General features: G+C 61.8%; 22 protein-coding genes and 1 pseudogene. 7 read left to right on the top strand and 16 right to left on the bottom strand.

The genetic code is table 11. The features are described from left to right. Positions 1-85 precede the first annotated feature (85 nt). From E3T31_RS11225 to E3T31_RS11215, 3 genes and pseudogenes are all read left to right on the top strand, one after another. Positions 86-682 carry a recombinase family protein gene (locus E3T31_RS11225; protein WP_134468783.1) on the top strand — a complete coding sequence of 199 codons (597 nt, stop codon included), beginning with the start codon at positions 86-88 and terminating at the stop codon, positions 680-682. A gap of 6 nt (positions 683-688) precedes the next feature. Beyond that, entirely contained in the window at positions 689-1,300 is a 612-nt protein-coding gene (locus E3T31_RS11220) for a helix-turn-helix domain-containing protein (protein ID WP_134468782.1), read from the top strand. 2 nt (positions 1,301-1,302) lie between these two features. Then, positions 1,303-2,097: pseudogene (locus tag E3T31_RS11215) on the top strand (AAA family ATPase). A 514-nt stretch (positions 2,098-2,611) separates the two neighbouring features. Here the strand turns inward: E3T31_RS11215 and E3T31_RS11210 are convergent. The 7 genes from E3T31_RS11210 to E3T31_RS11180 all read right to left on the bottom strand — a co-directional run bounded on the left by E3T31_RS11210 (position 2,612) and on the right by E3T31_RS11180 (position 7,851). Beyond that, entirely contained in the window at positions 2,612-2,914 is a 303-nt protein-coding gene (locus E3T31_RS11210; protein WP_134468781.1) for a hypothetical protein, read from the bottom strand. 103 nt (positions 2,915-3,017) lie between these two features. Beyond that, on the bottom strand, positions 3,018-3,965 hold the full coding sequence (locus tag E3T31_RS11205) for a cell wall metabolism sensor histidine kinase WalK (protein ID WP_134468780.1): 948 nt from the start codon (positions 3,963-3,965) through the stop codon (positions 3,018-3,020). Further along, positions 3,965-4,645 carry a response regulator transcription factor gene (locus E3T31_RS11200; protein ID WP_134468779.1) on the bottom strand — a complete coding sequence of 227 codons (681 nt, stop codon included), beginning with the start codon at positions 4,643-4,645 and terminating at the stop codon, positions 3,965-3,967. Before E3T31_RS11200 ends, E3T31_RS11205 begins: the two co-directional genes overlap by 1 nt. A gap of 45 nt (positions 4,646-4,690) precedes the next feature. Next, positions 4,691-5,257 carry a hypothetical protein gene (locus E3T31_RS11195; RefSeq protein ID WP_134468778.1) on the bottom strand — a complete coding sequence of 189 codons (567 nt, stop codon included), beginning with the start codon at positions 5,255-5,257 and terminating at the stop codon, positions 4,691-4,693. Next, the gene (locus tag E3T31_RS11190) at positions 5,254-6,225 is read right to left on the bottom strand and encodes an ABC transporter permease (protein WP_134468777.1); all 972 of its coding nucleotides are present in this window, start codon (positions 6,223-6,225) and stop codon (positions 5,254-5,256) included. Before E3T31_RS11190 ends, E3T31_RS11195 begins: the two co-directional genes overlap by 4 nt. Then, a complete protein-coding gene (locus E3T31_RS11185) occupies positions 6,218-7,120 on the bottom strand; it encodes an ABC transporter permease (protein WP_134468776.1) in 903 nt (300 codons plus the stop codon). Before E3T31_RS11185 ends, E3T31_RS11190 begins: the two co-directional genes overlap by 8 nt. Next, positions 7,117-7,851 carry an ABC transporter ATP-binding protein gene (locus E3T31_RS11180; protein WP_134468775.1) on the bottom strand — a complete coding sequence of 245 codons (735 nt, stop codon included), beginning with the start codon at positions 7,849-7,851 and terminating at the stop codon, positions 7,117-7,119. The genes E3T31_RS11185 and E3T31_RS11180 overlap by 4 nt, the downstream gene beginning before the upstream one ends. Positions 7,852-7,993: 142 nt before the next feature. On the opposite strand from E3T31_RS11180, the gene E3T31_RS11175 reads away from it, so the two are divergent. Then, a complete protein-coding gene (locus E3T31_RS11175) occupies positions 7,994-9,241 on the top strand; it encodes an acyltransferase (RefSeq protein ID WP_134468774.1) in 1,248 nt (415 codons plus the stop codon). 28 nt (positions 9,242-9,269) lie between these two features. Here E3T31_RS11175 and E3T31_RS11170 read toward each other — a convergent pair whose 3' ends face one another. The 3 genes from E3T31_RS11170 to E3T31_RS11160 all read right to left on the bottom strand — a co-directional run bounded on the left by E3T31_RS11170 (position 9,270) and on the right by E3T31_RS11160 (position 13,954). Then, a complete protein-coding gene (locus tag E3T31_RS11170; RefSeq protein ID WP_166788484.1) occupies positions 9,270-10,424 on the bottom strand; it encodes a cell wall metabolism sensor histidine kinase WalK in 1,155 nt (384 codons plus the stop codon). A gap of 229 nt (positions 10,425-10,653) precedes the next feature. Next, positions 10,654-11,358 (bottom strand): response regulator transcription factor, encoded by a 705-nt coding sequence (locus E3T31_RS11165; RefSeq protein WP_134468772.1) that lies wholly within the window; start codon positions 11,356-11,358, stop codon positions 10,654-10,656. Positions 11,359-11,434: 76 nt separating this feature from the next. Next, positions 11,435-13,954 carry a glycosyltransferase gene (locus E3T31_RS11160; RefSeq protein ID WP_241977839.1) on the bottom strand — a complete coding sequence of 840 codons (2,520 nt, stop codon included), beginning with the start codon at positions 13,952-13,954 and terminating at the stop codon, positions 11,435-11,437. A 193-nt stretch (positions 13,955-14,147) separates the two neighbouring features. Between E3T31_RS11160 and E3T31_RS11155 the strand changes: the two genes are divergently transcribed. Both E3T31_RS11155 and E3T31_RS11150 read left to right on the top strand, forming a co-directional pair. Then, positions 14,148-14,423: a hypothetical protein gene (locus E3T31_RS11155; protein ID WP_134468771.1), complete on the top strand. Its 276-nt coding sequence runs from the start codon at positions 14,148-14,150 to the stop codon at positions 14,421-14,423. Between the two features lie 350 nt (positions 14,424-14,773). Then, a complete protein-coding gene (locus E3T31_RS11150; RefSeq protein ID WP_134468770.1) occupies positions 14,774-17,272 on the top strand; it encodes a glycosyltransferase in 2,499 nt (832 codons plus the stop codon). 35 nt (positions 17,273-17,307) lie between these two features. Here the strand turns inward: E3T31_RS11150 and E3T31_RS11145 are convergent, their stop codons facing one another. The 5 genes from E3T31_RS11145 to E3T31_RS11125 form a co-directional block, all read right to left on the bottom strand. Beyond that, positions 17,308-17,976: a DedA family protein gene (locus E3T31_RS11145; RefSeq protein ID WP_134468769.1), complete on the bottom strand. Its 669-nt coding sequence runs from the start codon at positions 17,974-17,976 to the stop codon at positions 17,308-17,310. A gap of 63 nt (positions 17,977-18,039) precedes the next feature. Next, positions 18,040-18,843, bottom strand: coding sequence for a hypothetical protein (locus E3T31_RS11140; protein ID WP_134468768.1), 804 nt, complete (start codon positions 18,841-18,843; stop codon positions 18,040-18,042). A 135-nt stretch (positions 18,844-18,978) separates the two neighbouring features. After that, on the bottom strand, positions 18,979-19,992 hold the full coding sequence (locus E3T31_RS11135; protein WP_134468767.1) for a sensor histidine kinase KdpD: 1,014 nt from the start codon (positions 19,990-19,992) through the stop codon (positions 18,979-18,981). Then, a complete protein-coding gene (locus tag E3T31_RS11130; RefSeq protein ID WP_134468766.1) occupies positions 19,989-20,663 on the bottom strand; it encodes a response regulator transcription factor in 675 nt (224 codons plus the stop codon). The genes E3T31_RS11135 and E3T31_RS11130 overlap by 4 nt, the downstream gene beginning before the upstream one ends. After that, on the bottom strand, positions 20,653-21,240 hold the full coding sequence (locus tag E3T31_RS11125) for a phosphatase PAP2 family protein (protein WP_166788483.1): 588 nt from the start codon (positions 21,238-21,240) through the stop codon (positions 20,653-20,655). Before E3T31_RS11125 ends, E3T31_RS11130 begins: the two co-directional genes overlap by 11 nt. Before the next feature lie 265 nt (positions 21,241-21,505). On the opposite strand from E3T31_RS11125, the gene E3T31_RS11120 reads away from it, so the two are divergent. After that, entirely contained in the window at positions 21,506-22,024 is a 519-nt protein-coding gene (locus tag E3T31_RS11120) for a PLP-dependent transferase (RefSeq protein WP_134468764.1), read from the top strand. Positions 22,025-22,311: 287 nt separating this feature from the next. On the opposite strand, the gene E3T31_RS11115 is transcribed toward E3T31_RS11120, so the two are convergent. Beyond that, a complete protein-coding gene (locus E3T31_RS11115; RefSeq protein ID WP_166788482.1) occupies positions 22,312-22,773 on the bottom strand; it encodes an SRPBCC domain-containing protein in 462 nt (153 codons plus the stop codon). Positions 22,774-22,779: the final 6 nt, after the last annotated feature.

Genomic DNA, 22,779 nt, shown 5'->3' with positions numbered 1-22,779 from the left:
GGCGCCGATTTTGTCTCGGAAAGTCGTCTCGCCATTCCTAGTGTCTCACTCGCCCGGAACGGACTTTGTGAGGCAGCATAAATTTATGAGGATGCTGGGTTACACGCGAGTGAGTACGGCGAGTCAGGATGCGCAGTTGCAGCTCGATGCTCTGGTTGTCGCCGGGGTGCAGAAGCGTGACGTGTTTGCGGATATCACCTCGGGGAGCAAGACGGTCATTGAGCGTCCAGGGATGAAGAAGCTCCTCGGTTACGCCGAACCTGGCGACACTATTGTTGTGTGGCGGGTGGACCGGCTCGGCCGGTCCCTCATCGATGTCCTCAACACGGTGAACCTGCTGCGGGAGCGTGGTGTGCTCGTCCGCTCGATCTCGGATGGGATCGACCCCGCAACGACGAACGGTCGGCTGATGCTGAATATGCTCGCGACACTGGCAGAGTATGAGCGCGAACTCATCGTCGAACGCGTCAATGCTGGCATCGCGGCCGCACGCACTGCCGGCACCCGCTTCGGCCGCCCAGCCGTGAACCCGGCAGTGATCGCCGACAAGCTCGGGATCGTCAACGCCGCCCGGAAGGGCGGACGCACTGCCGCCGATGCCGCCCACCTCGTCGGATGGAGCCGCGCGACCCTCTACCGCCACCAACACGCCCTCGCCGCCCGCGACGGCCAGTTGATGTAATCAGCCGTGGATGGCGACGAGCGGTGGCGGGTCCTTCGACTTCACGTCGAGGACCAGGTGCCCCTTGCGGCTCTCGCCCGCGACACCGGGATCAGCGCGCGCACGTTGCAACGCTGGCACCAGCTCTACCGGGGTGGCGGCATCGGATCCGACTTCACCAGCCACCACCTCGAACGCACCGCCATCGAACTGCACATCCGCCTCATCCACTCCATCGTCGGCCGACCACAGGGCCGGGGCAAGATCGAGCGGTTCTTCGGCACCATCAACACCGAGCTGCTCACTGCCCTCCCAGGACACCTCGGTCCCGGCAGCCGGATGCCGGAACCCGAACTGAACCTCCCCGATCTCGATCGAGCGATCGGAGGGTTTATCGCTACCTACAATGCCCGAATTTACAGCGAACTCGGCACCTCCCCACATGACGCCCGGGTTGCTGGAGGGTGGCTGCCTCGGATGCCTGACAGTCTCGAGGAACTCGACGGACTCCTGCTCACCGTCCCCAAAAGCCGAACAGTGCAGCGAGACGGCATCCCGTCGGTCGCCGCTCGCGAGGAAACCCGGGCCGTAGATCCTGCACCGCACCGGCGACGGCTGCGCACGTATGAAGAGGACTAGCAATGAATCAGGACTTCATCGTCACCAAGGAGCACCGCCGTTTCACGGAGTTCGCCAATGCCGTCCGGAAATAGAAGACCATCGGGATCTGCCACGGTGACGCCGGCGTTGGCAAAACCAACTCTGCCCGCCGATACGCCAACTGGGACGCCCTCGAGCCCTACCTAACCGAATGGGGACCACGCGGTGATCACGACGCGAAGCACTACGCTCTCGCCAACCGATCCCGCACGGTCTTCTACACACCCGAGGTCATCTGTAGGCCCAAGACACTTATGGACGAGGTCGACCACTGGCAGGCCAGGGTCGGTATTTGCGCCGACGAACACCTCCGAACGCTCGACCCCGTACCACTCAAACCGGGCAGAGCTGCACACTTGGTGGAACTGCTGATCATCGACGAAGCCGAACGTCTCACCCCTGTCGCGCTTGAGCTCCTCCGCGACCGGCACGACCGAACCCACCTCGCGATGATCCTCATCGGCATGCCCGGGTTCGACCAGCGCTTCCGCCACTATCCCCAGCTGTTCAGTCGCCTCGGCTTCTCCCACCACTACCGTGCCCTCGGCCGCGATGAGCTCCTCTTCGTGCTCGACCGCCACTGGAAACGCCTCGGCCGAATCCTCGACCCCGACGCGCAAGCCATCGCCGCGATCGAACGCATCACGCGCGGCAACTTTCGCCTCCTCGAACGCCTCTTCCCCCAAATCAACCGAGTACTCAAGATCAACCAACTTGAGACCATCACCGACGACGTCATCGAAGCCGCCGCCAGCATCCGCGTCATCGGGAATTAGCGACAGAGAGCGATCACAGAACGCCGCCAAAGAGCGCCGAAGTTCACAGCCTCCCGATGTCTCGCAACCGTCCTTGCCTACCTGCATATTGTTGACAAACGATGCGAGACACGCCGCTTCGTACGTTGCCTTCAGACTGCGATGCCCACAACCCGATCACCGAGAAGGATGTAGACCGTGGCGCTCGTCACTATCGCGCAACGTCGACCTGTCCCATCGTGGCGTCAGCCGCCAGCTTGTGAGACGTGGTCTCCACCTTACCGGTGGGATTCGAAAACTAGAGCGTCCCTAATCAGACGGCGGACCGCGCCCAGATCCGCAGGATTACAGGGTTTTTCAATCTTTTGAACACCCGTGAAACCGATGCGATTTCGTTCAAGTGTTGCCAAAATGTTGCCACGCACAGCACGGGACAGTGGACGACTCTGTGGACGCCCGAAGCATTGGGCGAAACCCGATGCTGACGGAGGGATGGCCGAGGCGCATGTGTGCCCCGGCCATCCCTAATTAGGGGTCAGTCCTGTGTGCCGTCTTCGACGGCGACACCGTTGATGTCGTCGCTCGTGTTCTCGGTGTCGGTTTCGGTACCGGACTCGGTGCCGGACTCGTCGGCGGTTTCGCCGTCGTTGGTGCCGTCTTCGACCTCGTCCTGAACGTTGTCCGTGTCGGCCGACGTGACGCCCGGTTCCACGTGCGAGGTGGACGATGAGGGGCTGGCGAGAGTGGTCTGAGCGCCGGCGGTGAGGGTGATGCCGCCGACGAGGGCCAGAGCCAGGGCGACTGCTGCGCCACCGGCGATTTTCGTCTTCTTCTGCATGGTGTGTGCCTTTCGTGAGTGAGCTCCGCGACTGCGGGGTCATACTTCCAAGCTAAAGAGGGGCACGTGAGATGAGCGTGAGAGCCAGAGCTACTGAGTCACTTTAGGGGCGGAGGGGAAGATTCACTGTCACGGTGGTGCCGATGCCGACCTGTGAGGTGAGCGTGATGCGGCCGTCGTGCGCGTGGATGATCTGCTCCACCAGGCTGAGCCCGATGCCGTGCCCGGGCTGTGATCGCGCCCGGTCCGATCGCCAGAACCGGTCGAAGGCGTGTTTCAGGTCGTTGTTGTCCATGCCGATGCCGGTGTCCCGCACGGTGACGGTGCCGGTGCTGTCGTGGACGTCAGTGCTGACGGTGATGACGCCCGTCGGCGGGGTGAATTTCAACGCGTTGTCGATGACGTTCGCGATCGCTCGAGCGAGCAGGGCCGGGGAGCCCAGAACGGCCGCGGCCCGCCCCAGGTGAACGTCCAGCCGGGCGGCATCCACTGGGCTACTCGCGCGCGCGTCGATGTCGAGGCGGACAAGGTCATTCAGGTCGACGAGTTCGTACGTTTTCTTCAGCTCGGCTCCCGCGCCGCGCGATAGCAGCAGGAGGTCATTGGTGAGCTGGGTGAGGCCGCCGACGGCGTCGAGCGCGGTCTGCATCGCCCGCTCATACTCGGCCGGGGTGCGGATGCTGAGCAGGGCGAGTTCGAGTTCGCCCTGAATGACACTGAGCGGGCTGCGCATCTCGTGGGAGGCGCCGTCGACGAAGCGTTGCTGCAGCTCGTAGCTTTTCTGCAACGGTGCGAGTGCGGCGCGGGCCATGAGAAAACTCGCGATCGGGATCAGCACCAGGAGTACGGCGTAGAGCACGATGAGTCCGGTGCGGAGATTGGCGAAGCCCTGTTCGGCCGCGTTGAGGGCGCCGGCACCGTCCGATTCGGCGGCGTCGAAGTCGAAGGTTCCGGTGACGAAAATGTAGAGACCGACGGCGAACGCGGCGAACAGCACCAGTTGCACGATCGTGTAGGTGACGGTGAGTCGAACCAGCGCGCGGCGAAACATCAGCTGTCCGCGTTGATGAGGTAGCCGGCGCCGCGCCGGGTCTCGATGATGTCGGTCTCGCCGGGCAAGGTCAGTTTTTGCCGCAGGTAGCGGATATAGGTTTGCACGACGTTGCTGAACCCCTCATAGTTGCTGTCCCACGCATGGTCGATCAGCTCGGTGGCACTAATGATGGTGCCGGCGTTGCGCATCAGGTATTCCAGCACAGCGAATTCCTTCGCCGTCAACACAATGGTGCGCCCGGCCCGCACCGCGGTGCGGGTGGCGGGATCGAGGGAGACCCCTTGCGCCTGCAGTACGGGTGCGTGCGCCCGCGGAGAACGCCGAAGGAGCGCCCGCACGCGGGCCAACAGCTCGACCAGGTGGAACGGTTTGACGATGTAGTCGTCGGCGCCGGCGTCGAGCCCTTCAACCTTGGTGCGCATCGAATCCAGTGCGGTCAGCATCAGCACGGGTACGTCGCTATTGATCAAGCGGATGCGTCGGCACACGTCCATCCCTCCACCCGGCAGTCCCGGGAGCATCAGGTCCAGTACGACCAGATCGTAGTTGTCGATTTCGAAGGCCTGCACGCCCTCGGGCGCGGTGTGGGCGACATCGACGGCGTAGCCGGATTCGGTGAGGGTACGACGGATGACGTCCGCGATGCGGACGTCATCCTCGACAACGAGTATCTTCACGCGCCGCCCGACCCGAGCGCGTTGACCAGAGCGTTGGCCGGGTGGTTAGTCGGCTTGTTCACCGGTTCCTGCTCCCTTGGTTGCGGTGCCGTTGGCGATCTGCACGCCGTCGGCGCTGACCTGGATGGTGAAATCGATTTGGTTGGTGGAACTGCGGTACAGGCTGAACGTGTTTTCCGGAAAGTGCCCGGCGCCGGTTTCGTTGTCAAAGGAGAGTGTCGTCTCCGTGTTCGGTGCCAGGATCACTCCGTCCAGTGGAGGGTAGTAGGCCTCGCTGGCTCCGGTGGTGACATCCGTCATCACATAGTAGGTCTCCAGATTGGTCAATGGGTTGCTGGTGGTGTTCCCGACGGTGACCTGGAGCCGGTCGGTGATCGCTGTCCCGGAGCCGTCGACGTTGTCTTCAGCGAGGGCGGACACGACGGTCAGGCCCGGGGTGGTGCTCGTGTTGGTGATCGGATTCGACGTCACGGGCAAGACCGTTCCGGCCGCGGCGTTGGCGGAGGTCGTTGCCGCCGGGGTGACGGGTGCGTTCAGCTGGGACAGGGCGATTCCGCCAGCGGCGACGAGAGATACCAGGGCGACGGGGATGATGATGAATTTCAACTTCATGATTGCTTCCTTTGCAGAGTGCGCCTCGTCGTTGCGAGGGCGGCGAAGACCACGGCGGCAAGGGTTGCCGCGGTGAGGGTGATGGCGTAGGGCAGCATTGCCGCCCAGACCAGGCTGAGGGGTTGTTGGTTGTACTGGTCTTTGATGCCCAGGAAGGCGAAGGTGAGCCGTTCGAAGTGTTTGGTCACTGACGACACTTCGAGGCCGTTGCGAACACCGTCGAACGCTGAGAACTGGGCCAGAACGGCCAGTTCATCGGGCTTCTGGATCTGCAGCGTGGCGAACAGTCCGCCGGGAACCTGGTTGTCCGGGTCCATCGTGTCGCCGATCTGGGGAATGATCAGCACGAAAGCGAGCCAGATCACCAGTGCCACGATCAGTCCGGTACTGAGCCGGGTGGACAGCGCGGTGAGGCCCACGGCCAGCGCCGTCCAGAACAGCAGATAGAGCCAGGCAAAGCCGCCGGCGATGAGGAGCCGGGCCACGTCGATGCCCTCGATCGGGGCATGACCAAGCGTGACCACCGCGACGAGTGAGACCGCGGTGAGGGCGACGACGACACCGAGCCACACGATCGACAGGCCGAGCACTTTGCCGCCGGCGAACGCGAATCGACCGACCGGGCGGCTGAGAAACAATTGAAGCGTTCCGCGGTGCTTCTCCTTGGCGATGGTGCCATAGCCGAGGACGATGGCGAACAGGGCGCCGAGAATTTCGAGGTACTCGATTCCGCCGCGCAGCAACTTCAATGGGAAGAGCTGCGGAGCGGCCGCCGCAACGGTGCTGCCGCTATTGGCCAGATTGGCGACATACAGGTTGTAGGCATCCAGCTGATTTCGGAAGTCGGCCGAAGCAACGGCGACAGAAATCAGCGTGGCGACGGCCAGGAACCCGATCAGGATCGCGAACAAACGATCACGCCGCAGGTCCAGCAGCTCCTTCTCGGCGACAATCCAGGTACTAGTCATTCAGACCACTCCTCAGTGTGCGGCGTGGTGTGACGACCACTATCCAGGTCAGTGCAAGGAAAGCGGCCACCAGCAGCAGGATGCTGAGCCAGGGACTGCCGGTAACGCTGTCATCGCGCAGAACGATGCTCGCGGCTCGTTTGAACTGCTCGGTAATAGCAAACGGGCCTGTGACCGCACCGATCAGGTCGAACGAACCGCTTCCCGGCGACACCAGAGCGGGAACGGGATTCAACAAAGCCACCGGACGCGCAGCTGTACCGATTTGTGGGAGCACGAACGCGACGGCACTCCAGATCACGAACGGCACCAGCAACGCCGTCGTCTCCTTGCGACTGTAGAGCCCGGTGAGCATGCCAAGCAGCGCGAAAATCATCATCAGCGCCCAGGACAACGCTGCAAAGCCGATCAGCCGTACCGCGGGGTCAAAATCGAGCAGCGCACCCATGATGACACTGATGGAGGCCCAGCTGATGACGGTGCTGGCAGCCAAGACGGCCGCGATCACCGCGCCCAGCCCCAGGAACTGGCCGATCAGCCGTTGCACGGTGTTGACCGGCCGGCTCAGCACCAGATCGGCCGTGGCGAACTTGCGATCGCGCAGGGTGGCCTGCACGCCGAGGATAATCGCCAGGAGGGCGCCGATCAGCACGACATAAATCACCGAGTTGCGTGAGTAGTACAACGCAGACACCGCCGCGAACGGGTTCGGCGCCGTGGTGCGCCCATCGGCGAGGATCTTCTCGTACACCCGCGTGACCGTTGTGTTGGTGATCCAGCCGATGAGTGAGGACAGCGACACCATCCCGAGAAAAACCACCAGCAGCAACAGCGCGACCCGGGCACGGAGGGTGCAGAGGATTTCGTGCCGAGCGCTGGTGAAGATCGTGTTCATGCGGCGGCCGAATCGAGCTGAAAGTAGATATCTTCCAGGGATTCGTCGGCGGGGAACGCGGCGAGCGTGTTGCTCATCGAGTCGTGGTGCACCAGACGCCCGTGATTGAGGATTCCAATGCTCGTGCACGTCTTCGTCACCTCAGACAACAAGTGTGTGTTCATGAAGATCGTCATGCCGAATTCGTGGTTCAGGCGAACTATCGTTTCCCGCAGGGTGCGGACGCCTTCCGGGTCCAACCCCGACGTGGGCTCGTCCAGGAACAAAACGGCTGGTGCATGCAGCACGGCCTGGGCGATGCCCACCCGCTGGCGCATTCCCTTGCTGAAGGTCCCCACGCGCTGATTGTCATGACCGGTGAAATCCAGAAAGGTCAAAACGTCGCGGATACGAGCGTCCGGACGGCGCAGCCCCGACAACCGGGCGAAGAACCGCAGATTTTCCAGCAGCGTCAGATTATCGTAGAACTGCACGTTCTCGGGCAGATAGCCGATGGACTGACGCACCCCCGTGGCATCCGTTTTCACGCTGTGACCGTTGATTATCGCGTCGCCCGCGGTGGGTTCGAGCAGGGTGGTGAGCAGATTCACGGTCGTGGTCTTACCCGCCCCATTATGGCCGAGGAGACCGAAGACTTCACCCTGCGGTACGTCAAGGGTGAGATCTGCGAGGGCCTGATGCGGGCCGAAGCTGCGCGTCAAGGCTGCGGTTGAGATAGCGGATGTTGTCATAACCCCGAGATTATTGACCCCACCGTGAGACCACGATGAGAGAGGTCAGTATTGCCGCGCGCATGAACCACGTCGCGGAAGTTGCGCAATTCTGTAAAGTCGATTTGGTCGCTCGCGTTGAAGCGTTCATCAGAGCCGCCTCATGCAAGGCTCCACGAAACGCCCAGAAAAAGCAGGTAACTTCACTCAGGTGATATTTCAGACCGCAGAGGCCCGACCGGCGTCGACACTGGCCGCGTCGACCGATCGCCTGTCGGCTCTGGACGGTTTGCGGGGTGTCGCGGCTCTCGTCGTGATGTTGCATCACGTGTACTTGGTTGCGGCGCCCGCACTGCGAAGCTGGGGTGGATCAGAACCGGGAAGCGTCTTCTGGTGGCTGTCCGCGACCCCTTTGAAGCTCCTGACGGCAGGTTCAGAAGCCGTGTTGGTCTTCTTTGTTCTCAGCGGACTCGTCGTTGCCTTGCCCGCGCTGCGCAAACCTCACTTTTCGTGGTCGGGGTTCTTAGGCGGCCGGATTGTTCGGATCTACGTGCCGGTGTGGGCTGCTCTGGCAATCGGCACCGCCTTGGTCTGGCTCGTGCCACGTGATCCTCTGGCGGTGTCGCGCGGTTCGTGGGTAGCCAATTCGAACGCAACATCAACGACCGCGGCAGATTTACTCTCCCAGATGAGCCTGACCGCCGCATCGTATGACATCAACAATGTGCTCTGGTCCCTCCGGTGGGAGCTCGCTTTCGCTCTTTTGCTGCCACTATTCATTGCCGTCGCCGTCGTGGCCCGACGCCGCTGGTGGATCGCCGTGTCGGTCGTTTTCGTCATGAGCCTAATGGGGCTCCTCACGAACATTGATGCACTCCGCTATCTTCCGGTGTTCTTTATCGGAACGCTCATGGCCGTGAGATTGGACTCGATCCAGGAGTGGACACGACGGCGGCTTCGGCGCCCGCACGCGAGGCGGTGGGGAATTGTTGTGGTCGTCGGCTCACTCGTGCTCGTGATCGCCCACTGGTTGGCACAACCGATCGCCGATTCGGGTACGCTCCCCGGCCGGATTTTCACGCAGTTGGCTGTACTCGGTGCCGCCGGCCTCGTCCTAGCCGCTATTACCGTACCGTCTATGCGCCGAGTGTTGGACTCCCGCCCGAGCCAGTGGCTCGGACGTATTTCCTTCAGCCTCTACCTCATTCACGTGCCGATACTGGCCACGCTGACTTTCCTGCTTGGTGACGATAGGTGGTGGCTCGTGGCGGTGCTTACCATCCCCCTGGCACTCCTCGCCGCATGCGCATTCCACCTGGCCGTCGAACGTCCTTCCCACAGGCTGGCCCGACGAACCGGTCAAGTCGTATCCGGGATTGCCGCCAAAATTGTCGCCGGGACAACCCGATGATCATGATCACCACGTGCAGGTCGTCGAGCTAAGGGCGCTCAGCACCGTCGGCGGAGGCGAGGGAAAGCCAGACGACAAAGACCGCACCGCTACGTCCGTCCGACCGGCCTTCAATCGTGATTCTGCCGTCGTGGTCCTGCACGATCTGCTTGACGATGGATAAGCCGACGCCGGCGCCGCCGCCGTGCGCCGTGCGGCTGCGGGCGTGATCCAGTCGGGTGAAGCGCTCGAATACTCTGTCACGGTCCTCTGGCTGGATGCCGTCGCCGTCATCTGTGATGGATATTTTGGCCGAATCCTCGGTCGTAGCCAACTGGATTGCGACGTGCGAACGGGCATGCTCACGCGCATTGTCGCCCAGGTTGCGGAGCAGTCGGGCCAGGTCCCGTGCCGAGCCTTCGACCCGCGCCGCTCGAACTCCACGTATTTCTATCTCCCGGCCGCCCAGTTCACGCAATCTGTGCACTTCTGCCAACACGAGATCGTCAAGATCGACGAGCGTCGTCGTCGATCGTGCCACGCCCTCCGCGGCACGCGCCAGGAAGAGCAGATCGTCGATCAGTTCCGACATTCTGATGACTTGACCGTTAACGCTGGCCAGATTCAGTGCCGAGTGAGGATCTTCTGGATGAGTCAGGGCGACTTCCAGCTGAACTTGAAGTGCCGCCAGCGGGCTGCGAAGTTCATGAGACGCGTCGCCTACGAATTGACGTTGCCGAAGCGCCGCTGCCTCAAGTCGTTCAAGCATTGCGTTCATTGTTATAGCCAAGCTTGCGATCTCATCAGAACTGTCCGGCACCGGGACGCGTTGGGACAGGTCTTCCGCCCCGATCACCGACGCACGGTGCCGAATTGCGTCAACGGGTCGAAGGACCTGACCAACTGCTCGCCATAAAGCCCACACCACAATGATCAGGACCAGCGGCAGTCCCACGCCGAAGAGGCCAGCCAAATTTTGCACCGCCGCATCGACCTGCACAGTCGAAGTGGCAACGTAAACCCAACCGCTCCCTGTCGGCAACGGCAGCGCGACGACTCGAAACGGACCGTCGCCAGCGGGTAACCGGTCCACACTGATCACCGTGGCCGCTGTCGTGGTCGGCGGCCGCGCCAGAATGGGCTCCTGACCGTCGATATTGCTGGTGGCCGAAATGACCACATTGCCCGAGTCAACGACCTGCACCAACGAACTCTCGGACCCAGTATTCGTTACGGTCGCGCCCAGAGCCCCTCTGACCGCGAGCGATGCCACGGCCTGCGCCCGATCCGACGCAACAGCATCGAGGCTGGCGATCAGGGATTGATGCAGGAGCACAACGAGAGTGACACCAGCGGCCAACAATGCGAGCGCAACCAATGACGATGCCGTGAGGGTAATGCGAGATCGGATGCCGGAATATCGCCGCCTCGTTTCAGATCGATGAGGCGGCATCGTTTTTCCCCTCGACAGTCTCTATGAGCCTGTATCCGATCCCGCGGACCGTTTCGATGACGCCCCGCGTTCGGCCGTCGTCGAGTTTGCGCCGGAGATAGCCGATATAAACCTCAACGACATTGGAGTCGATATCCAACTCCGAATTCCACACATGCTCGGCGATCGTATTGCGGCTCAGCACGTTGCCCTTGCGGCGGATCATGAATTCGGCAAGTGAGAATTCGCGCGTGGTGAGAGCGACCTCATCTTCCCCCCGCCAGCATCGACGAGACGCCGGATCCAAGCGAATACTTCCCGCTGTGAGCATCGGCTCTCGATCAACGGGTGCCCGTCGTAGAAGCGCTCGAAGTCGCGCGAGCAAGACGACAAACGAGAAGGGCTTCGACAGAAAATCGTCGGCTCCGAGATCTAGAGCATCAGCCTCATCAAATTCACCATCCTTGGCAGTCAACATCAAGATGGGTACTGTCGATCCGCCCGCGCGCAATCTTCGACACACCTCATAGCCCGACAACCCCGGGAGCATAATGTCAAGAATGATGACGTCGAAGTCATTTTCCTCGGCCATCCAGAGACCGTCGATACCGTTCATCGCGGCTTCCGTCACAAAGCCCTCCGCTGTCAAACCACGCTCGAGCGCGTCCACCATCGCAGATTCGTCGTCGACGAGAAGTACTTTCATTGTTCTCCCTCATCGAACGAGACAGGGATCTCTCTGCGATCCCCACGCCAGCATCCCACCATTAGGTAAGCACACGCTAAGCCCGGTCCGATACTTGCCTCGCCGCTGTCGCCCCGATGGCATTCAAGAATTGAGCTACCGACTCGGCGTTGTAGTCGTATTCGTTGAATTTCACCGTCGGAACGGACCCGGCCAGATAGGCGCGCATGCCGGCTGCGACTTCCGGATCTATGCCTGTGGCTGTGGCGACCAGCCCACTCTCGTCGCGGCGGAAGTCCCGTGCTGAGTCGAACGCGACGCTGATGACGGGGAGGTCCAGAATGCGCCCTTCGACGAGCACCATTGTCTGTTCCTCGTGATCGCTCGCGAGCACGAGACAGTCGGCCGCGGCCATGATGGAATATGGGTTCGCTTGATGCCCGGTGAGGATCACCGATTCGTCGACGCCCAGTTCACAGATCAGATCGTGCAAGCGCGCTCGGAGCGGTCCGGTGCCAATGATCACCAGTCGGGTGTCCTGACGCTGCGAGTGCACGTCAGCAAATGCACGGATGAGGAGCGCATGGTCATTTTCGGCCGAGAGCTGCCCGACGGTAACAAAGTTGACCAGCGCGGACTCTGACGCGAGGCCGATTACCCACCAGGGCACGTCGTCCGGTGTGTTCCCAAGGACGGCGCGCCGGATATCGATTGCGGCAGCACTGCGGATCTGAGCGGCATTTACGACGTTGCGCGCTGACACAAAATTCTCTGGCGTGGCAACACGGGCAAGATCGATGGCATTACGCTGTGCGAGTTCGGCGGAAACGGAGACCAGGTTGTCGTACTCCCCATACAGCGACGAAATGCTCGTCACCGGCTGGGCGGTCCCGTCATCGGCGTGAATGTTCTTTGTGGCCGACTCGTTTCGCAACCAGATTGATTTCTGGGCAACCGGCGCATGCAACATGAGTGTTGCCCAGAGCGGTCCGATTCCGCTGAAGTCGATGGCGTAGTCGAATCGGCTGGTACCGAAGCACCGCATCCATTCTTCATCCCAGAGTCGCTGCTGCTGGTGCAGATGTGCGCTGAAGTCACCGCGATACCAGTCGAGCCGCCTCCTGAAGTGGGCGACCTTGGAACCATTCATCCCGCCAACTCGAACAAATTGACGCACGGAGGAGTGAATTTGTTGCTGGTTATGCAGGACAACCGGGATGCGGCTGTTTGAGAATACGACAGAAACGTCGTACCGGTCATGATCGAGGGCAGCCAGAAGGTTCAACGCCGACGTCGTAATTGCGCTCTGCCGCAGGCTGCCGACATGAATAAGCATCGAGGGTCGCCCGTCCCGGTGCACCGGTCGCACTGAGTAGCCCTCTCGCTTGCCCCGAAAGACGATGTCAATAATTCGACCGGTGGCGCCACCATCCTCCTGAGCCGAGTACTTGTTCTGCATAGCGAGATACTTCTGGGCAATTTCCGGTCGCTGCCCGGACGCCGCGATGATGTTCAGCTCCACGGCGAGTTCGCTTACGGTTCGAACGACAGGTCCGGGCCATTCGGTCGGCTCCAGATAAAGGCCCCGATATCCGGCGTAATCGTCGATGTCCGGTGTCAGAAAGGCAATGGGTCGCCCTGTCGCCAGAAAATCGAAGAAAATACTGGAGTAGTCCGTTACCAGGACTGCGGTCGCGGCGAGGACAGCGTTCGTGGGGATGTCGTTGGGTATCAGCCGCCCCCGAAATTCTTTGCGATCCGCGGCGAATTTGTGGACCACCTGATGCACTTTCAAAAGCACGACATAGTGGTCGGTGTCGATCGACGCTTCCAGCTCGGTGACCCGTTTGATCAGCTCGTCCGCGTCGTCGGTCGGCCTGGCAAAGGATTCCCCCTTCCACGTCGGCGCGTAGAGAATGATCTTTCGCCCATCGATAGGTAAGCCGTTCGCTTCGAGGTTGCGGACTATAGCCAGGACACCACGCGAGTCAGCGAATTGGTAGTCAATCCGCGGATATCCTTCTTCGATGATCTGGCCTCGATAGATATTGTGCAGAAGATGGGCCCGCTCATACATCTGCTCCGTCATGAACCGGTTTGCCGCTAGCAGATAGTCGGCGGCTAGAAAATTCCGAATCACGTTGCCGACCCGAGACGCGCGATCTCCGATGTCGTAGCCCATGCGTTTCAGCGGCGTGCCATGCCAGGTATTGAGGTAGGTCTGACCCGCTCGCTTGCTGAACTGCTCGGGAAAGGTTGCGTTATTGACCAGATATGCACTGGTCGCTAAAGCCCGGTAATAGCCCACTGAATTCGGTCGAACGAACCTCACGGATGGATCATGCGCAAATTCGTGAACAACGCTCCGGTTCGCGCGCTCGTTCGCCAGCACCCACACATGATTCAGGTGGGTGAAATCAGGCGCCGCACGCACGCCTCGAAAAATTGCCTCGGGGTTGCACAACATGCCGTTACCCGAGAAGGATTCGTAAAGTACAACACGCGGATCGATCGGCTGGCGACGCCAGAAGGCGTACACCTCGGATGCTGCTGCTCGACGAAGCCTGTTGAGGAGCCGTTTATAACGAGTACGCATTGTCCGCGGCAGAATCTGCATTCCTTCATGCTAACCAGCCTGTCCCGTCCACGGAGCGCCTTCTCTGCCCCCGCGTATCAATGACGTCGCAAGCTGCAGCTCTCCGCAGCCTCCGGGGTCGGCTCAGCTTCTTGCCAGCCGCACTTACCGACGTCTTACCCCGGGGTGCGAGAGTCGTCATTGTTCACCCACTCAACCCCTCAAGGAGCACCACATGAACAAGAAAAAGATCATTGCCGCTGGAATCATTGTTCTTGCCCTGACCGGCATCGGTAGCGGCGCCGCCCTAGCAGCGACGCCCGTAGCGCCGACGGCGACCGCCGCGGTAGTTGACCCATCCACTCCCGGTACCACGGAAGCACCCGAATCCGAGTCGGCGGTCGAGACTCCGGGTTCCGAAGCTGCCACCCCGGATGACGGCAACGACGGTGGACACGCCGATCCCGAGGGCGTCGACGTCAACCACGAAGGCGGAGCCGACGAGAAGTAACGTCGAAAGAGTGGCCATGGCCGGCAGCGTCGGCTTGGTCATGGCCACTCCGTTACCTCGTCAACGCGCTGCCTCGCGACGACCGTGTCGACAGCGAGGCGGTCGGGATTCACCCGCGTCCGTCTACACTAATCGAGTCACCAGGACTAAGGAATCCACATGGATTGGCGCCTCCTTGCGGTCGGTGCGGCCGCTGTCATCGGAGCAACAGCGATGTGGGGACTCATTGTCCTTCCATCTGAACTTGCCCAGCAGCAAGCGAACAGTGACGTGGACGATGACCAGCCGGCAGAGCACCGGAACACACGACGAAACTGATTACGAACAGCACCAATGAGGCAATGCGGGACATGAAACTTTTACAGATCAAGCGGCTTGCATCACGTGCCAAACGTTTCGCCCAATCACAATTTCACGCCCATTGGCGCACCGCCCCCATTGAAACCGGCACAGTGCTCTATGAGTCGTTCGCGGGCAACGGAATGCTCTGCAACCCGGAGGCCATCTTCCGCCAAATCCTGGCAACTCCTGATCTGGCACAGCTCCAGCACATTTGGGTGCTATCAGACCCGCGCCAGCACCGTGCGACGTTAACGGAGTTCGCCGGCGTTCCCAACGTTTCGTTCGTGCGTCACGGAACATCGTCGTATTACCGCGCCCTCGCGACCAGCGAATATCTCATCAACAACGCCACGTTCCCACCCCAATTCAGCAAACGAGCCGGTCAGACCTACCTCAATACCTGGCATGGCACGCCACTAAAACGCATGGGCTACGACATCGACGGTGGCGCACTCGCAACAGCAAATATTCTCCGCAACTTTGTTGCCGCCGATTATCTGCTCGCCGCCAACCCATTCATGGCCGAGCAAATGTATGAAAAAGCATACAAACTCAGCGGTATATCCCGCAGCCTGATCATCGAGGAGGGGTCTCCCAGGATCGACCGGCAAACCCTCAGCCCCGCCGCTGCAGAGGCTGCGCGAGCACGCTTGACCGCTGCGGGCATCGCTCTGGGTGATCGCACGATTATCCTGTACGCACCGACCTGGAAGGGTAAGTCCTTCGCGCGCCCCGCTGACGATATCGACCAGCTACTCGATCACGTCACCCGACTCACAGCGCGAATCGACACCAGCAAGTACGTCGTACTTCTCAAAACGCATCAGATCGTTCATTCCCTTGCCGCGTCGCGGCCCGAAATCTCGCGCTTTCTCGTGCCCAACGACATGCCCAGCAACGTCATCCTTGGCCTGACCGGGGTCCTCATTACGGACTACTCGAGCATTTTCTTTGATTTTCTGGCCACGGGGCGGCCGATCCTCTTTTTCACCCCCGACCTGGACGACTATTCCGGTACACGAGGACTCTATTTCGAGCCCGAGGAGTGGCCGGGTCCGATCTGCCGGACCACCGACGAATTGGCAGATCAACTCGCTGATATTCTCGAAACCGGCGAACTGTCGCAGGAGTCAGCCGCGCGTCACCGCAACAGCCAGCAGGTCTTTTGTGGTCGAGACGACGGGCGTGCCAGCGAACGAATTATCGACGTCGTCTTTCGAGGCAACGTGCAACCGTACAACGTGCACCCGGTGGCATCCGAGCACCGCCCATCCATATTGATCTACCTGGGCGGTATGCGCTCAAACGGTATAACCACCTCCGCGCTGAACCTGCTCCAAAACATCGATCACTCCCGATTCGACGTGTCAGCCTGCTTCGGCCAGAGCAAAGCGCCCGCAGCGATAGAAAATCAACTCGCGATTCATCCTGCTGTGCGTCAGTTTCCCCGCGTTGGTGGGATGAACGGCTCGGCGCCGGATCAGTTGGCCCGGCGTCTGGACTTCCGGCGAGGAAAAATTAGCCAACACCAAGATCGGCCCAGACAAAAAGCACTCTGGGACGACGAATGGACACGATGTTTCGGCGATAGCGTCTTCGACTTCGTCGTCGACTTCAGCGGCTATGGACCGTTCTGGGCCGTGCTCCTCCTGCACTCTCCCCGCTCGATTCGCTCCATCTGGCTCCACAATGATCTGGCCGCCGACGCCCACCGCAAGGTCAAAGGCAAAAAAGGCATGCTGCACAGCCTCACCCAAATTTTCACACTCTATGCGCAATACGAACACCTCGTGTCCGTCTCACCCACGCTGTCTCAAATCAACGGGCGCCACCTCGCCCCGTACGCGGAACCAGCAAAATTTACGTTCGCGCTCAACTCGGCCGATGCCGAACACATCCTAGGCGCCGCCTCCGAGGACCTTCGCGAAACGGCTCGGGACCTAGAAACCGGAATTACCCCAGAGTGGGTCGATGCCCTCCTCTCGACCAACGACATCACGACTTTTGTTACGGTGGGGAGGCTCTCACCTGAGAAAAATCAGGCTCGCCTGATCCGCGCGTTCAACATTGTCCATAAGGAAACGCCGACAACGCGACTCGTGCTTGTTGGAGATGGTCCGCTCCGTACCGCATTGGAATCTCTGGTTAAGACCCTCGGGCTCGAGGAGGCGGTGATTCTCACCGGTGAGCAGCACAACCCGTACACAGTCCTGGCTGCTTCGGACTGTTTCGCACTCTCCAGCGACTATGAAGGTCAGCCCATGGTCATCCTAGAAGCGCTAGTGCTGGGCCTGCCTATCGTCACTGTCGAATTCGAATCCGTTCAAAACGCGCTCCCATCGGGCTTCGGCCTGGTCGTACCGCAAACCGATGAGGATCTCGCCACGGGGCTCGACGCCTTTCTCACCGGCGACGTAGAATCAGGCAAATTCGATCACGCCGAGTACAGCAGCATGGCCGTCGACCAGTTCTACCGTGCAATCGGCGCCGAGGTCGCACCGACCTGACTACCGTCCGCGACAGTGGATGGGACCCAAACTCGCTACCGCCGCGCGAGAGAAAGTTCTCGACGAGCGATGACGGCCCTGATCAATACGGGCACGATCGACACGATGACGATGCCGATCAGCACGAGATCGATGTAGCGTGCGGCGAAATCGGCGACGCCCGGGATGTGTGCCAGCCCGAAGCCCAGGAGCACCACCGCGGTCGTCCAGAGCACGGCGCCGATGATGTTGAACAGTGTGAACACCCGCCGGCGCATTTTGCCGACGCCGGCCGCGACGGGGGCAAAGGTGCGCACGACCGGTACGAAGCGGGCGATGGTGACGGCCGCCGGGCCGAACCGATCAAAGAACCCCTGCGTTCGGATGACGCTCTTTCGGCTGAACAGGCCGGAGTCGCGCCGGTCGAAAATGCGTCGGCCCGTCGTGCGCCCGATAATGTACCCGAGTTGGTCGCCCAGCACCGCCGATAGGGCGATGGCCGGGATGACGATCCAGAGCGGCTGGCTGATCACCCCGCTGAGGACGAGCACGCCGGTGAAGAACAGCAGGGTATCGCCGGGCAGGAAGAACCCGACGAGCAGGCCCGTCTCCACGAACACGATCGCGCAGACGACCACGAGGCCCCAGACGCCGGCGCCGGCGATCACAGATTGCGGATCCAGAAAACCGGACGTGGGTAGTGCGGTGGCGATCATGGTGTTCATGCTGCAGGGACTTTCTCTGAGTTTTCTGAAGGCGATCCGGGCATCCGCTGCTGCGCGAGGTGTTTAGGCGGTGGCCGTCAGTTGGGCGTTCGTGGTGCGGGCGCGGCGGGTGAGTACGACCACCAAGATGAGAATCACCGTCAGGAACAGCACACTCGTTCCCGTGGTCCCCAGCCCCAGGCCGCCATCAGCGACAGGCTGAGACAGCAGATCGCCGGTGGATGCGCCCAGCGGGCGGGTCAGGATGTAGGCGATCCAGAAGGCCAGCACAGCGTTCAAGTGGAAGACGAAGTACGCCACAGCGACCAGCGCGATGGCGGCGGCGAAGACGAGCAGCGCGACGAAGAAGCCCAGGTTGAGTCCTTCGGCGACGAGGTCGCCCGCCGCAGTCCCGAGGGCGAACGTGAACAACACGGCCAGCCAGTAGAACGACTCCCGCCGAGTCGTGAAGATGGAGTGGATGGACAGGGTCTTCTCCGAGATGGCCCAGACGGTGAAGGTCGCGGCCAGTGCGATGGCGAAAACGACCGTCGTCACCCACAGGGGAACGCCGAGGCTGTCGGTGAGGTTATCGGTGATCAGAGTTCCCACGACGCTGATGAGCACCACGGCCAGCCAGTAAACCGCCGGGGTGTATTTCTGCAATCTGAATTGCACGATCAGCGCGGCGACCAGCAGGGCCGCCATAATGATCGACGTGATCGTCAGTCCCAGGTCGAGGTCGACGTTGAGGAAGTCCGCGGCGGTCTCCCCCACTGTTGTCGCGAGTACCTTGATCACCCAGAAGATGAGGGTGACCTCGGGCACCTTGGTGAGGATGTTCCGGACGGGCGAAACGGTCGTGGAGATGGTCGAGGTCGTGGACATGTGTTCCTCCTGGGATGGGGTCGGTAACACCAGCGAACACGGTGGCGTCTAAGACTTCTCACAGAAGCGACCACCCACCGCTCGAGATCGACATTTACGTGCCCGGCGAGTGGTGTTCTACTCGCCGGCGAAGGATCAGGCCGCGGCTGGCTTCGCGCGCGGGAGGGTGAGGCTGATCGCTGTGCCTGCGGTAGAGCTGTCGACGACGTGCACGGCTCCGCTGTAGCGCACCGCAATTTCCCGCACCAAGGACAGGCCGATACCAAACCCCGTTCGGGCGTCCCCGCCACCGTCCACGGCCACGCCGGAGTGCGCGAACCGATCAAAGATGCGGGCGGGGTCGATGCCTTGAATGCCGGGGCCGCGATCGCGCACGGTGACCACCACCGTCTTCTTAGTCACGGCCACGCCCACCGCGACGATCGACCCACTGGGGGCGAAGCGCACAGCGTTATCCAACAGCGCGACCGCGCATCGGGTGATGCTGGAGGCGGGCACGCGCACCGGCGCGGGCTGGGCCGCATCCATTTCAATGGTGATGTTTTTGTCGACGGCGATCAGTGCCATCGATTGCACGGCGGCATCGACGGCAGCGACCAGGTCGACGACGACGGTGTCGTGCACGGCCGCGCCGCCGACTTCAGCAGATTCGAGCAAGTCGTTGACGATGTGGATGAGGTCCTTCGCATCGCTGCGGAGCTCCGCAACGACCGAGGACGACGGGTCATCGGCGGGGAGGGTGCGCTGCAGAATTTGCAGGCGAGCATCAAGCACCGCAAGCGGGGTTCGGAGTTCATGGCTGGCGTCAGCGACAAACGCCCGTTGGATGCGCAGCACATCACCGAGCGGTTGCACGGCCCGGCGGGTGACCAGAAAGCTCAACACTCCGGCCAGAATGATCAATGCCACGCCCAACACTCCCGCGGCCCGCAGCAGGTTGACTGCGCTGACCTGCAGATTGTCGGTGTCGGGCACCGGTTCGAACAGCTCACCGGGCGAGATCTCGGACAGGATGTAAACGTAGACGGCCACGATGACCACCGCGACAACCGCGGCGCACGCGATCGCGATGCGGGTCCCGACGAGTCGGGAGGCCCGACGGATGGCGAGGGTGTCGCTGTCAACGATGCGGGTGCTGCTTCGGATCATGGCTGTCCCAGGCGGTAACCCTCACCGCGCACGGTGAGGACAATGTCGGTGTCGGTCTTGCGGCGAAGATAGTGCACATAGGTGTCCACCGTTCCGGCGGTGTCCGCGGCGCTGAACACGGTCTGCAAAATCTGCTGGCGGGAGAACGTGCGTTGTGGGGCATCCGCTAACAATTTGAGCAGTTCGTTCTCCTTCACCGTCAGCAGGATGCGCCCGTCATACGGGGAATAGATGGTGCGACTGTCGGGGTAGTACTCCCAGGCGCCCACCAGCACCGTGCGGCCCTCCCCGGTAAACACCCGGCGGATGGCCCGGAGCCGGGCGAAGAGCTCATCGAATTCGAACGGTTTGACCAGGTAATCGTTGGCGCCGATGTCCAGCCCGGCCACCTTGTCCCCCGTCGTTCCCAGCGCAGTGAGGAGCAGGATGGGAGTGGTCACCAGTTTGCGGCGGAGCGCTTCAACCACTCCGAGGCCGTCCAGCGTCGGCAGGCGCCGGTCGATCACCATGACCTCGAACTCGCTGGCGAGACCGGCCGCGAGTCCCTCCGCGCCGTCGGCGACCAGGGTGACATCGTAGTTTTCCGTGAGCACGTCGCGGATCATCGGGCCGAGCTTGGCATCATCTTCGATCAACAACAGCCGGGGGCGAGCTGTGCTCTCAGCGGGCATTCCAGACTCCTCCGTGCACGGGTCCAGCGTGGAGGCCGGATCGACGTTCGCTCCAGTGTGCCAGTAGTAGCACCGAGGCGGCGTTCACCAGCGCAACGGCAGCAAGCGAGTACACGATCGACGCCACCACATCCGACGGGTAATGCACCCCCAAATAGACCCGGGACGCAGCCGTGGCGAGCACCACCACCGCGGCCGTTCCAATCACAAACGGATGCCATCGGTGACCGGCCGTGACGAGGACGACCCCTAGCAGGAAGCAGGCGGCGAAGCTGGTGTGTCCGCTCGGAAAGCTGAGACCGCCCGGTTCAAGCAGCAGGATGTGCGGCAGCGACGGTATGTCAGGTCGCGCCCGCTGCACCAGGAGTTTGATCACGTCGGCGCCCAGCGTGGGAATCATCACCAGCAGCACGAAGCGGATCGCCGCGCCGGGTCGCCGGGTCAACAGCAGCACCGACCCGGCTGCCAACAAGACCAGTACTACGCCCACTGCGGGGCTGAACAGCCAGTCAATGCCGAGGGCCACCGCGTCCAGAGGCGCGCTGTGGTCAGCGTTTACCTGCCGGAGAACATTCATTTCCCCGGCCGTCCACCCCGCCGACCCAGTCAGCACGAACCCAGTGGCTATGACGGTGAGAATGACTCCAGCCGCGGGAAGAGCGGTCCGAACGAACCTGTGGAGTGGTCGGGTTTCTGAGCTCATCCCCCCAGACTTACCCGTCACGTCACAGAACCGTCTAAGAATTGTTTCTGCCGGGACGGGCTCTCACTGACGATTCAGTCCCGCTCCCGAGGAGTTGGTTCCTTCAACACCTACCCGGAGCAGTTCACCGAACGACGCGATGAACACAAGCAGTGCACCTCCCGGCGAACTGGCCGCGGGAAACCAGGTGGACAGCCGCATTCGCAGCGGCCTGCGGGCCTGCGATGGCGGGCAACACCTGGCCTCCGCAGAACAAGTGGCCCGGTTCCTGGACGCTGACCCGCGGATCGCGTTCGTGGAGTACCCAGGCCGGCCGTCGCACCCCCTGCACGACCTCGCTGCCGTGCAGTTCAAAGGTCGCGGGTTCGGGGCGATGATGGCGTTCGCCATCGACGGGGACTCAGCCACCCAGAACCGGTTTGTCAGCAACCTGCGCGTCATCACCTCGGCCGTGTCCCTCGGCCACGACGAGACCCTGATCGTGCACGTCGGCCCCGAAGCCCGCGAGAGCTACCCCGACTCGTTCCGCACCTACGGACACCTCCGCATGTCCGTAGGGCTAGAAGACGGCGACGACCTGATCGCCGACCTCCGCATCGCCCTCGACCGAACCGAGATCACTGGGGCACCGAGGACCCATAACGCGCCCACCGGATGACGTAGACGCGCAGTGGCTGGAAGCGTTACGAGCCAACGACCGGTTGAGTCACGCCGCGTCAGGTGAGGTGAGGGTTGTCCCACACAGCTGTGCGGCCGTACATCGATCAACTCGACCTTCGGACGCCTTGAAACCTAAAGCTTTCCGAGGCACGCGAAACCTCTTACGAACCGCGCCCTGGGCAGATTTTGGGAGCTTTCACGCACAATCTCTGAGCTCCGCCAAATAGTCCTCCACCGGCCGAGCAACGTGGCCAACTCGTCGAGCGACTCCCCCGTGAGCGTGAACTACTCAGTGACACCCTCGAATAGCATCGCGAGCTCGTCGAGTTCGACGTCCCAGCCCTCTCGGTTCTGCTCAAGACGTTCGCGACGGTAGCGGGTGCCGCCGGGGAGAGTGTCGAAGCCCGATTCGATCACCGTGACATCCGTCCCGGAACCAGCATCGGCGAGGGTGAAACGCACTTGCGTCGAGTACTCGTCGAGCTGTTCGGCGGGGATGCCCGACCAACGGAAGCCGAACGAGCCGTCGGGCACGACCTCGGTGATTTCGATCGGGAAGCTGCCGTAGTCATCCCAGTCGATGCTGCCAGTAGCACCGGGCTCGAGCGCGGCGAAGCCCACACCGTCGCCAAACCACTTGACCATCACCTCGGGGTCGGTCAGCGCCTTCCAGACGCGCGCGCGGGAGGCCTCGATGTGCACGGTGCGGGTCACGGTGTGCCCCTTGATTCTTGCGTGATCAGACACGGTGTT

The organism is Cryobacterium sp. TMS1-13-1, assembly GCF_004403125.1.
GTDB lineage: Bacteria > Actinomycetota > Actinomycetes > Actinomycetales > Microbacteriaceae > Cryobacterium > Cryobacterium levicorallinum.
This window is presented reverse-complemented; position numbering and strand designations above follow the sequence as displayed.

Excerpts from the sequence above, each read along its gene's own strand:
- E3T31_RS11225 (WP_134468783.1), top strand. The coding sequence starts at position 86 with ATGAGGATGCTGGGTTACACGCGAGTGAGTACGGCGAGTCAGGATGCG.
- E3T31_RS11210 (WP_134468781.1), bottom strand. The coding sequence starts at position 2,914 with ATGCAGAAGAAGACGAAAATCGCCGGTGGCGCAGCAGTCGCCCTGGCT.
- E3T31_RS11205 (WP_134468780.1), bottom strand. The coding sequence starts at position 3,965 with ATGTTTCGCCGCGCGCTGGTTCGACTCACCGTCACCTACACGATCGTG.
- E3T31_RS11195 (WP_134468778.1), bottom strand. The coding sequence starts at position 5,257 with ATGAAGTTGAAATTCATCATCATCCCCGTCGCCCTGGTATCTCTCGTC.
- E3T31_RS11190 (WP_134468777.1), bottom strand. The coding sequence starts at position 6,225 with ATGACTAGTACCTGGATTGTCGCCGAGAAGGAGCTGCTGGACCTGCGG.
- E3T31_RS11185 (WP_134468776.1), bottom strand. The coding sequence starts at position 7,120 with ATGAACACGATCTTCACCAGCGCTCGGCACGAAATCCTCTGCACCCTC.
- E3T31_RS11180 (WP_134468775.1), bottom strand. The coding sequence starts at position 7,851 with ATGACAACATCCGCTATCTCAACCGCAGCCTTGACGCGCAGCTTCGGC.
- E3T31_RS11175 (WP_134468774.1), top strand. The coding sequence starts at position 7,994 with ATGCAAGGCTCCACGAAACGCCCAGAAAAAGCAGGTAACTTCACTCAG.
- E3T31_RS11165 (WP_134468772.1), bottom strand. The coding sequence starts at position 11,358 with ATGAAAGTACTTCTCGTCGACGACGAATCTGCGATGGTGGACGCGCTC.
- E3T31_RS11160 (WP_241977839.1), bottom strand. The coding sequence starts at position 13,954 with ATGCAGATTCTGCCGCGGACAATGCGTACTCGTTATAAACGGCTCCTC.
- E3T31_RS11155 (WP_134468771.1), top strand. The coding sequence starts at position 14,148 with ATGAACAAGAAAAAGATCATTGCCGCTGGAATCATTGTTCTTGCCCTG.
- E3T31_RS11150 (WP_134468770.1), top strand. The coding sequence starts at position 14,774 with ATGAAACTTTTACAGATCAAGCGGCTTGCATCACGTGCCAAACGTTTC.
- E3T31_RS11145 (WP_134468769.1), bottom strand. The coding sequence starts at position 17,976 with ATGAACACCATGATCGCCACCGCACTACCCACGTCCGGTTTTCTGGAT.
- E3T31_RS11140 (WP_134468768.1), bottom strand. The coding sequence starts at position 18,843 with ATGTCCACGACCTCGACCATCTCCACGACCGTTTCGCCCGTCCGGAAC.
- E3T31_RS11135 (WP_134468767.1), bottom strand. The coding sequence starts at position 19,992 with ATGATCCGAAGCAGCACCCGCATCGTTGACAGCGACACCCTCGCCATC.
- E3T31_RS11130 (WP_134468766.1), bottom strand. The coding sequence starts at position 20,663 with ATGCCCGCTGAGAGCACAGCTCGCCCCCGGCTGTTGTTGATCGAAGAT.
- E3T31_RS11125 (WP_166788483.1), bottom strand. The coding sequence starts at position 21,240 with ATGAATGTTCTCCGGCAGGTAAACGCTGACCACAGCGCGCCTCTGGAC.
- E3T31_RS11120 (WP_134468764.1), top strand. The coding sequence starts at position 21,506 with ATGAACACAAGCAGTGCACCTCCCGGCGAACTGGCCGCGGGAAACCAG.